Genomic DNA, 10,942 nt, shown 5'->3' on the forward strand with positions numbered 1-10,942 from the left:
AGGGGGGTCCCCGCACCGTGGGTGCGGGGAGTACGGCCGGGCCCACCCGGGCCCGGCCGTACGGGGTCCGGCTCAGTCGAGCCGGTCGAAGATCGCGAACAGCTCCTCGTCGTCAGCGGTTTCGAGATCCTCGTTGGACGTGTCCGCGCTTCCTGCCGCCTCATCGGAACCGCCCGCCGACTCGGCTGCCTTCAGCAGCTCCCGCAGGCGTACGGCGATCCGGTCGCGGGCCTCGTCATCGCAAGCCGCGGCCTCGATGGACGCCTCCAGACCGGCGAGACCGGCCAGCACCGGATCGGCGGCGGAGGCCTCGTCGACGGCGCACTCCTCGCGCAGGTGGCGGGCGAGGGCCAGCGGGGTCGGGTAGTCGAAGACCAGCGTGGCCGGAAGCTTCAGACCGGTCGCCTCACGCACCCGGTTGCGCAGTTCCACCGACGTCAGCGAGTCGAAACCGGCCTCCTTGAACGCCATCTCCGCACGGACGCTGCCGGAGTCGGAATGCCCGAGCACGACCGCGGCCTGAGCACGCACCAGGTCGAGAAGCAGGGCCTCCTGCTCTGCCCCGGTGAGTCCGGCCAGCCGGTCGGACAGCTGCCGGCCTTCGCTGCCGGTGCCCGCGGCGTTGGCCAGCTGCCGGCCCGCCGGCACCAGGCCGCGCAACAGGTGCGGCACCCCGACACCGTTCGTGGCGTCGGCACGCACACCCCTCAGGTCCAGCTTGACCGGCACCAGCAGCGCCTGTCCGGACCCCACGGCTGCACCGAACAGCTCCATACCCTCGGCGGACTTGAGCGCCATGACTCCCCCACGTCCCTCACGCCGACTCATCTGAGTCAGGGTGAGGTCGTCGATGCTGTCGCCCAGACCTGTGACCTGCTCCCACGGGCCCCAGGCCAGCGACAGACCCGGCAGGCCCGCCGCCCGGCGGCAGGCCATCAACCCGTCCAGGAAAGCATTGGCCGCTGCGTAGCCACCACTACCAGCTCCCATAAAGATGGACGATGCGGAGGAGTAGACGATGAAGGCGTCGAGGTCCATTCCGCGGGTCAGTTCGTCGAGGTGACGGACCGCGTCCACCTTCGGCGCGAAGACCCCCGCCAGCCGTTCCGGGGTCAGCGCCCCGACCACGCCGGGATCGAAAACGCCTGCGGTGTGCACGACACCGGCCAGCCGGTGCTCGGCCGGAACCGAAGCCAGCAGGGCCTCGACCTGGCCGCGGTCGGACACGTCACAGGCGACCGCCGAAACCGCCGCGCCCAGCTCGGTGAGCTCGGCGACCAGCTCCTGCACGCCTTCGGCAGCCGGGCCCCGACGGCTGGCCAGCAGCAGGTGCCGCACGCCGAGCCGGGTGACCAGGTGCCGGGCCGCCAGGGCGCCCAACGACCCGGCGCCGGAGACCAGAACGGTCCCGTCCGGTCGGAACACCGCAGGAGCGTCCGGGACCTCGCCGGTGACCCGGACGAGCCGGGGTACGGAGAGGAGCGTTCCGCGCATAGCGATCTGCGGCTCACCGCCGGCCAGTACCGACCCCAGTACGGAATCCAGCACCGCATCCGTGCTGCCTTCGGCAGCGGGGTCGGTGTCCAGCAGGACGATCCGGTCCGGGTTCTCGGCCTGGGCGGCACGCACCAGACCCCACACCGCCGACCCGGCCGGGTCGGTCACCGCACCGTCGCCGGCGGGAACCGCGCCGCGCGTCAGCACCACCAGGCGCGACTCCTCCAGGCCGGCGTCGGCCAGCCAGGCCTGTACGACCTCCAGCACCCGTGAGGTCAGAGCCAGCACGGCGTCGTCGCCGACGCCGCCGAAGGCTTCCAGTACGGCCGCGGCGGGGACTCCTGCGCCGCCCGCCAGGGCCGCCACCTGGTCGGCGGTGGCCACCGGCACCCACGACGGCGACAGCTCGGCGCCCTGGGCCTGGGGCAGCTCGGTCCACTCCACCTCGAACAGCGAGTTGGCGACCGCGGTGTCCGCCGCCGCACCCAACTGCTCCACGGACACCGGCCGAAGGACCAGCGAGTCCAACGTCACGACCGGGCCACCGGTCTCGTCGGCAGCCTTGACCGACAGCGCATCGGGGCCGTTCGGCGCCACGCGTATCCGCAGGGCCGAGGCACCCGCGGCGTGCAGCGCCAGCCCGTTCCACGCGAACGGCATCACCGGTTCCGCGGATTCCTCCGTCGCCGTGCTCGCCGCGGCGCTGAACATCCCGGCCTGCAGGGCCGCGTCCAGCAGCGCGGGGTGGAGACCGAACTTGCCGGCTTCCTTGCGCTGGTCCTCGGGCAGGGCGACCTCGGCGAAGAGTTCCTCACCGCGCCGCCACACGGCCCGCATGCCCTGGAACGCCGGCCCGTACGCATACCCCACCTGCGCGAGCATGTCGTAGCCACCGCTGATGTCCACCTGCTGCGCGCCGAGCGGCGGCCAGGCGGCGAAGTCGAACTCCTGCGCCGCTCCCTGCGTTGCCGGCGACGCCGACAGAAGACCGGTGGCGTGCCGCGTCCACACGTCCGCGCCACCCTCGCCGACGGCGTCCTCGCGCTGGGAGTACACGTTCACCGTGCGCGAGCCGGTCTCACCCGGTCCGCCCACCGCGACCTGCACGCGCACGCCGCCCTGCTCGGGCACCACCAGCGGAGCCTCGGTCACGAGTTCCTCCAGCAGCCCGCACCCGGCCTCGTCGCCGGCCCGTACCGCGAGCTCCACCAGCCCGGTGCCCGGGAGGAGCACCACACCGCCGACCCTGTGATCGGCCAGCCAGGCGTGCGACTTCAGCGACAGCCGCGAGGTGAAGACCAGCCCGTCCGACTGCGGCAGGCGCACGACCGCACCCAGCAGGGGGTGGTCGGCGGCCGCCTGGCCCAGCGAGGCGGCATCGGTGGCCGCCTCGGCCAGGTGCAGCCAGTAGTGCTGGTGGTCGAAGGCGTAGGTCGGCAGGTCGATGCGGGCGGCGGCTCCGGCGGGCAGGACTCCGCTCCAGTCCACGGCCACACCGCGGACGAACAGCTCGGCCATCGAGGCCAGCAGCCTTCGCAGGCCACCGTCCTCGCGGCGCAGCGAGCCGGTCACCACCACATCGGTGTCGGCGTTGGTGTCGGTGTTGTCGATGGTCTCGGTGATCGGCTGGACCAGCACCGGGTGGGCACTGACCTCCACGAACACGCCGTGGCCCTGCGCCAGCAGCTCGGCCACGGCCGGACCGAAGCCCACCTGGCCGCGCAGGTTCCGGTACCAGTACGCGCCGTCCAGGACGTCCGCGTCCGCCACCCAACCGCCGGTCACCGTGGAGTAGAACGGCACCGTCGGGGCCTTCGCGTCGATCCCGGCCAGCGTTTCGGCGAGGGTGTCGCGAAGGTCCTCCACGTGCCGGGTGTGCGAGGCGTAGTCCACCGCGACCCGACGCACCCGGACGCCCTCGCCCGTCAGCGCTTCGAGCGCCTCGTCCAACGCCTCGGCGTCACCCGCGATCACCACGGAGGACGGCCCGTTGACCGCGGCCACCTCGACCCGGTCGGCCCACGGCACCAGACGCGCAACGGCCTCGTCCGCGCTCAGTGCCACCGAAGCCATACCGCCACGGCCCGCAAGCTCCTTGGCAATCGCCTGGCTGCGCAGCGCCACGACGCGCGCCGCATCCTCCAGCGACAGCGCACCCGCCACGCAGGCGGCAGCGATCTCACCCTGCGAGTGACCGAGCACCGCATCCGGCTCCACGCCCACCGACGCCCACACCGCGGCCAGGCCCACCATCACGGCGAAGCTGGCCGGCTGCAGTACGTCGACCCGCTCGATGAGGTCGGGGTCACCTTCGCCGCGCAGCACCTCGATCAGCGACCAGTCGATCCACGGCTTCAACGCTGCCGCGCACTGCGCGATCCGCTCGGCGAAGACCGGGGAGGAGTCGAGGAGTTCGCGGCCCATGCCCGCCCACTGCGAGCCCTGACCCGGGAACACCCACACGACCTTGCCCGAAGCAGTCGCACTCCCGGACACCACGCCCGGCGCGCTCTCACCGCGCGCCAGCGCCTGCAGCCCGACCAGTGCTTCCTTGCCCGAGTCGGCGACGATCACCGCGCGCTCGCCGAAGACCGTACGGTCCGAAACCAGCGCTCCGGCCAGGTCCGTCAGCGACACCTCATCGGCGCCGTCGACGAAGGCCGCCAGCCGTTCGGCCTGGCCCGCGAGCGCACCGGCGCTCCGCGCCGACACCACGAGCGGCACCACACCGGCAGGCGCCGGCGCTTCCGCGACGGTCTCGGCCTCTTCGGCGGGCGCTTCCTCCAGGATCAGGTGGGCGTTGGTGCCGCTCACACCGAACGAGGAGACACCGGCCCGGCGCGGGTGGCCGTTCTGCGTCCACTCCCGGGCCTCGGTCAGCAGCTCGACCGCACCCGCCTTCCAGTCCACTTCGGTCGTGGGCTTCTGGGCGTGCAGCGTGGGGGGCATGACGCCGTATCGCAGCGCCTGCACCATCTTGATCACACTGGCCACACCGGCAGCCGCCTGCGCATGACCGATGTTCGACTTCAGGGAACCCAGCCACAGCGGCTGCTCCGGGTCGCGCCCCTTGCCGTACGTGGCGAGCAGGGCCTGCGCCTCGATCGGGTCACCCAGGGCCGTACCCGTGCCGTGGCCTTCCACGACGTCCACGTCGGACGGGGAAAGCCCGGCGTTGGCCAGGGCCTTGCGGATCACCCGCTGCTGCGACGGACCACTCGGCGCGGTCAGACCGTTCGAGGCGCCGTCCTGGTTCACGGCGCTGGCACGCAGCACCGCGAGAACCCGGTGGCCGCGCTCCCGCGCCACCGACAGCCGCTCGAGCAGCACCACGCCGACGCCCTCGGACAGCCCCATGCCGTCCGCGCCGTCCGCGAACGCCTTGCACCGGCCGTCAGCGGCCAGGCCGCGCTGCCGGGAGAAGGCCATGAACGCACCGGGCGTCGACATGACCATCGCGCCGCCGGCCAGCGCCATCGAGCACTCGCCCTGGCGCAGTGCCTGCGCGGCCAGGTGCATCGCCACCAGCGACGACGAGCACGCGGTGTCCACCGAAACCGCAGGGCCCTCGAAGCCGAACACGTAGGACACCCGGCCCGACGCCACACTCGGCGCCAGTCCCGTGCCCGCGAAGCCTTCCACCTCCGGCGCGACCGTGCCGGTCCCGTAGCCCTGGCTGGAGACGCCGGAGAACACGCCGACGTCGGTGCCCTTCAGCGAGACCGGGTCGATGCCGGCCCCTTCCAGTGCCTCCCAGGAGGTCTCCAGCAGCAGCCGCTGCTGCGGGTCCATCGCCAGCGCTTCACGCGGCGAGATCCCGAAGAAGCCCGCGTCGAACTGGCCCGCACCCTGCAGGAAGCCGCCCTGGTCGGTGTACGACGTACCCGCGTGGTCGGGATCCAGGTCGAACAGGCCCTCCAGGTCCCAGCCGCGGTCGTCGGGGAAGGAGGACACCGCGTCCCGGCCCTCACACACCATGCGCCACAGGTCCTCGGGACCCGCCACACCGCCCGGCAGGCGGCACGCCATGCCCACGATCGCGAGCGGCTCACCCGTATCGGCCGACACGACCGTCGGTTCCACCGGCGCCGGCGCCACGTCGCCGAACTCCTCGCGCAGGTAGCGGGCGAGGGCCAGCGGGGTCGGGTAGTCGAAGACCAGCGTGGCCGGAAGCTTCAGACCGGTCGCCTCACGCACCCGGTTCCGCAGCTCGACCGAGGTCAGCGAATCGAACCCGGCGTCCTTGAACGCCGTCTCCGCGCGGACGCCGCCCGGCCCGGTGTGCCCGAGCACGACTGCGGCCTGGGTACGCACCAGCTCGAGGAGCAGGGCTTCCTGCTCGGCCGCGGTGAGTCCGGCCAGCCGGTCGGAGAGCTGGCGCCCCTCGTCGGCGGCGCCTCCCGCGCTCGCCTGCTGCCGGCCGGAGCGGACAAGGCCGCGCAGCAGGTTCGGCACCCCACGGCCGGCCGCGGCGTCGGCGCGCACCGCGCGCAGGTCCAGCTTGACCGGCACCAGCAGTGCCTGCTCGGACACCAGACCGGCATCGAAGAGCTCCATGCCCTCTGCCGCCGATATCGCGAGCACACCGCTACGGCTGGCACGCGCCTGGTCGACGGTGCTGAGGTGCGTGGCCATGCCGAGGGTCTGGTCCCACAGGCCCCAGGCCAGCGACAGGCCCGGCAGGCCCGCCGCCCGGCGGTTGTTCATCAGCCCGTCCAGGAAGGCGTTCGCCGCCGAGTAGTTGCCCTGGCCGGCGCCGCCGGACAGGCCCGCAACGGACGAGAAGACGACGAAGGCGTCGAGGTCCAGGCCCCGGGTCAGTGCGTCGAGGTGACGGACCGCGTCCACCTTCGGTGCGAACACCCCGGCCAGCCGCTCCGGGGTCAGCGCCCCGATCAACCCGTCGTCGAAGACGCCCGCGGTGTGCACCACACCGGTGAGGGGGTGCTCGGCCGGAACCGATGCCAGCAGGGCCTCGACCTGGCCGCGGTCGGACACGTCACAGGCGACCGCCGAAACCGCCGCGCCCTGCCCGGTCAGCTCGGCGACCAGTTCCTGCACGCCGTCGGCGTCCGGGCCGCGACGGCTGGCCAGCACCAGGTGCCGCACCCCGTGCCGGGAGACCAGATGCCGGGCCACCAGACCACCGAGGGAGCCTGCGCCGGAGACCAGGACGGTTCCCTCCGGTCCGAAGACCGCCGGAACGTCCGGAACGTGAACGGTGGTGCGGGCGAGCCGGGGCACGGAGAAGGCGGTCCCGCGCACCGCGACCTGCGGCTCGCCGCAGGCCAGCACCGAGTCGAGAACCGTGTCCATGACCGAGTCGGTGCCGCCTTCGGCAGCGGGGTCGATGTCCACCAGGACGATCCGGTCGGGGCTTTCCGTCTGGGCAGCACGCACCAGACCCCACACCGCGGCGCCCGCGGGGTCGGTCACCGCGCCGTCGCCGGCGGGCACCGCGCCCCGGGTCGCCACCACCAGCTGCGACTCCTCGAGCCCGGCGCCGGCCAGCCACGCCTGCAGGACCCCCAGCACACGGGAGGTCAGAGCCAGGACCGCGTCCTCGCCGCCGTCCCCCTCGCCGACGGCTTCCAGGACCGCCACGAGCGATACGCCGGGGACCGCAGCCATGCCTTCGGCCAGCGACGTCACCTCGTCAGCGGTGGCCACCGGCGCCCACGACAGCGAGGGCTCGGCCTGAACCTCGGGCAGCTCGCTCCACTCCACCTGGAACAGCGAGTTGGCGATCGCCGCGTCCGCCGCGCCGCCCAGCTGCTCGGCGGACACCGGCCGGGAGACCAGCGATTCCAGCGTCAGGACCAGGCCGCCGGTCTCGTCGGCAGCCTGGAACGTCAGCGCATCCGGACCGCTGGGCGCCACGCGTACCCGCAGGGCCGAGGCACCCGCGGCGTGCAGCGCCAGCCCGTTCCACGCGAACGCCAGCACCGGCTCCCCGGCTTCTTCCTCCTGTGCCGTACCCGCCGCTGCGCCGACCGTCCCGGCCTGCAGGGCCGCGTCGAGCAGCGCCGGGTGGATGCCGAACTTCCCGGCGTCCTTGGTCTGCTCCTCGGGCAGCGCAACCTCGGCGAAGACCTCCTCGCCGCGCCGCCACACCGTCCGCAGGCCCTGGAACGCCGGACCGTACGCGTAGCCGCGCTCGAGCAGGTCGGCGTAGAAGGTCCCGACCTCGACCGGCTGCGCACCCCGCGGCGGCCAGGCGGCGAAGTCGAACTCCGTCCCACGGGCCGCCGGCGACGCCGAGAGGAGTCCGGTGGCGTGCCGCGTCCACACGTCCGCGCCACCGTCGCCGGCAGCGTCCTCGCGCTGCGAGTACACCTCCACCGTGCGCGAGCCGGTCTCACCCGGTCCGCCGACGGCGACCTGGACGCGGACTCCGCCGTGCTCGGGCACCACCAGGGGCGCCTCGATCACCAGCTCTTCCAGCACGCCGCAGCCGGCCTCGTCACCGGCCCGAACGGCCAGCTCCACCAGCCCGGTGCCGGGCACGATCACCACACCGCTCACCGCGTGATCGGCCAGCCAGGCGTGCGACTTCAGCGAAAGCCGCGAGGTGAAGACGAGCCCGTCGGACTGCGGCAGGCGCACCACCGCGCCCAGCAGCGGGTGATCGGCCGTCGTCTGGCCCAACGAGGCCGCATCCGTGGCGCCCCCGACCGCCTCGAGCCAGTAGTGCCGGTGCTCGAAGGCGTACGTCGGCAGGTCCACGTGTGCGGACCCGGCCCCGGCGGGCAGGACTCCGCTCCAGTCCACGGCCACACCGCGGACGAACAGCTCGGCCAGCGAGGCGAACAGCCGGCGCAGGCCACCGTCCTCGCGGCGCAGCGAGCCGGTCACCAGCACATGGGCCGTGGTGTCGCTGTTGTCGACGGCTTCGGTGATCGGCTGGACCAGCACCGGGTGGGCACTGACCTCGACGAACACGCCGTGGCCCTGCGTGAGCAGGTCGGCCACGGCCGGGCCGAAGCCCACCTGTCCGCGCAGATTGCGGTACCAGTACGCGCCGTCCAGGACGTCCGCGTCCTCCACCCACGTGCCCGTGACGGTGGAGTAGAACGGCACCGTCGGAGCCAGAGCACTCACCTCGGCCAGCGCTTCGGCGAGCGCCTCGCGGATGTCCTCCACGTGCCGGGTGTGCGAGGCGTAGTCCACCGCGACCCGACGCACCCGGACGCCCGCACCGGACAGCGCTTCCAGCGCCTCGTCCAACGCCTCGGCATCACCCGCGATCACCACGGAGGACGGCCCGTTGACCGCGGCCACCTCGACCCGGTCCGCCCACGGCACCAGACGCGCAACGGCCTCGTCCACGCTCAGCGCCACCGAAGCCATACCGCCACGGCCCGCCAGGTCCTTGGCAATCGCCTGGCTGCGCAGCGCCACGACGCGCGCCGCATCCTCCAGCGAGAGCGCACCCGCCACGCAAGCGGCGGCTATCTCACCCTGCGAGTGACCGAGCACCGCATCCGGCTCCACGCCCGCGGACGCCCAGACCGCCGCAAGGCCGATCATCACGGCGAAGCTGGCCGGCTGCAGGACGTCGACGCGCTCCATGAGCTCGGGCTCGGTCTCGCCGCGCAGTACGTCGATCAGCGACCAGTCGATCCACGGCTCCAGCGCGGCAGCGCACTCCGCGATCCGCTCCGCGAAGACGGGCGAGGAGTCGAGGAGTTCCCGGCCCATACCCGCCCACTGCGAGCCCTGACCCGGGAACACCCACACGACCTTGCCGGGCGCACCCGCACCGGCGCTGCCGGACACGACACCGGCCGCGTCCTCACCGCGCGCCAGGGCCTGCAGACCGGCCAGTGCCTCATCGGCCGACTCGGCCACGACCACCGCACGCTCGCCCAGCACCGCGCGGCCCGACACCAGCGCCCCGGCCACGTCCGCCGTGGACACCCCATCGGCGCCCTCGACGAATGCCGCGAGCCGCTCCGCCTGAGCCGAAAGCGCACCGGGGGTCCGCGCCGACACCACCAGCGGCACCGCGCCTGCGGGGAGCGCCTCGCCGGAGTCGTGCTCCGCCTCTTCCTGCGGTGCCTCTTCCAGGATCAGGTGCGCGTTCGTGCCACTGACACCGAACGCCGATACACCGGCGCGGCGCGGCCGGCCGCTGCGCGGCCACTCCCGCGCCTCGGTCAGCAGTTCCACCGCACCGGCAGACCAGTCGACCTCGGTCGTGGGCGCATCCACGTGCAGCGTGGGAGGCATCACGCCGTGGCGCAGCGCCTCCACCATCTTGATGACACCGGCCACACCGGCGGCCGCCTGCGCGTGACCGATGTTCGACTTCAACGAGCCGAGCCACAGCGGCTGTTCCGCGTCACGGCCCTGTCCGTACGTGGCGAGCAGTGCCTGCGCCTCGATCGGGTCACCCAGGGCCGTACCGGTCCCGTGGCCCTCCACCATGTCCACGTCCGCGGAGACCAGACCGGCACTGGCCAGCGCTCCGCGGATCACCCGCTGCTGCGAGGGACCGTTCGGCGCGGTCAGGCCGTTGGACGCGCCGTCCTGGTTGACCGCACTGCCGCGCAGTACCGCCAGCACCCGGTGCCCGCGCTCACGCGCCACCGACAGCCGCTCCAGTACGACCACGCCGACGCCCTCGGCCCAACCCGTGCCGTCCGCGGCATCGGCGAACGCCTTGCAGCGGCCGTCGGCGGCCAGGCCGCGCTGCCGGGAGAACTCCGCAAAGACGCCGGGCGACGCCAGTACCGTCGCGCCGCCGGCCAGTGCCATCGAGCACTCGCCCTGGCGCAGCGCCTGCGCGGCCAGGTGCATCGCGACCAGCGAGGACGAGCACGCGGTGTCCACCGAAACCGCCGGACCCTCGAAGCCGAGCACGTAGGACACCCGGCCCGACGCCACGCTGGTCGAGCCGCCCGTGCCGGCGAAGCCCTCCAGCTCGGGCGTCACCACACTGGCTCCCGGCGCGACGTAGCCCTGGCCGAAGACCCCGGAGAACACGCCGACGTCGCTGCCCTTCAGCGAGACCGGGTCGATGCCCGCCCGCTCCAGCGCCTCCCACGAAGCCTCCAGCAGCAGCCGCTGCTGCGGGTCCATCGCCAGCGCCTCACGCGGCGAGATCCCGAAGAACCCCGCGTCGAACAGCCCCGCCTCGTGCAGGAAACCGCCCTGATCCGTGTACGAGGTACCCGCACGCTCGGGGTCCGGATCGAACAGGCCCTCCAGGTCCCAACCGCGGTCCTCGGGGAATCCGGAGACGGCGTCCCGGCCCTCGGACACCATCTTCCACAGGTCCTCCGGCCCCGCCACGCCACCGGGCAGTCGGCACGCCATGCCCACGATGGCGATCGGCTCACGGGAAGCGTCGAGGAGTTGGCGGTTCTGCTTCTTCAGCGAGCCGACCTCTTCCAGCGACTTCCTCAGCGCCTGGACGACCTTTTCATATGACGCACTCACT

Annotated in this window: 1 protein-coding gene; it reads right to left on the reverse strand. The window is 73.0% G+C overall.

Annotated elements, in window-relative coordinates:
• Window positions 1-72 precede the first annotated feature (72 nt).
• Window positions 73-10,941: a type I polyketide synthase gene (locus OG299_RS11460; RefSeq protein WP_327361437.1), complete on the reverse strand. Its 10,869-nt coding sequence runs from the start codon at window positions 10,939-10,941 to the stop codon at window positions 73-75.
• Window position 10,942: the final 1 nt, after the last annotated feature.

The organism is Streptomyces sp. NBC_01296 (genome assembly GCF_035984415.1).
In the GTDB taxonomy this organism is placed as follows: Bacteria; Actinomycetota; Actinomycetes; order Streptomycetales; family Streptomycetaceae; genus Streptomyces.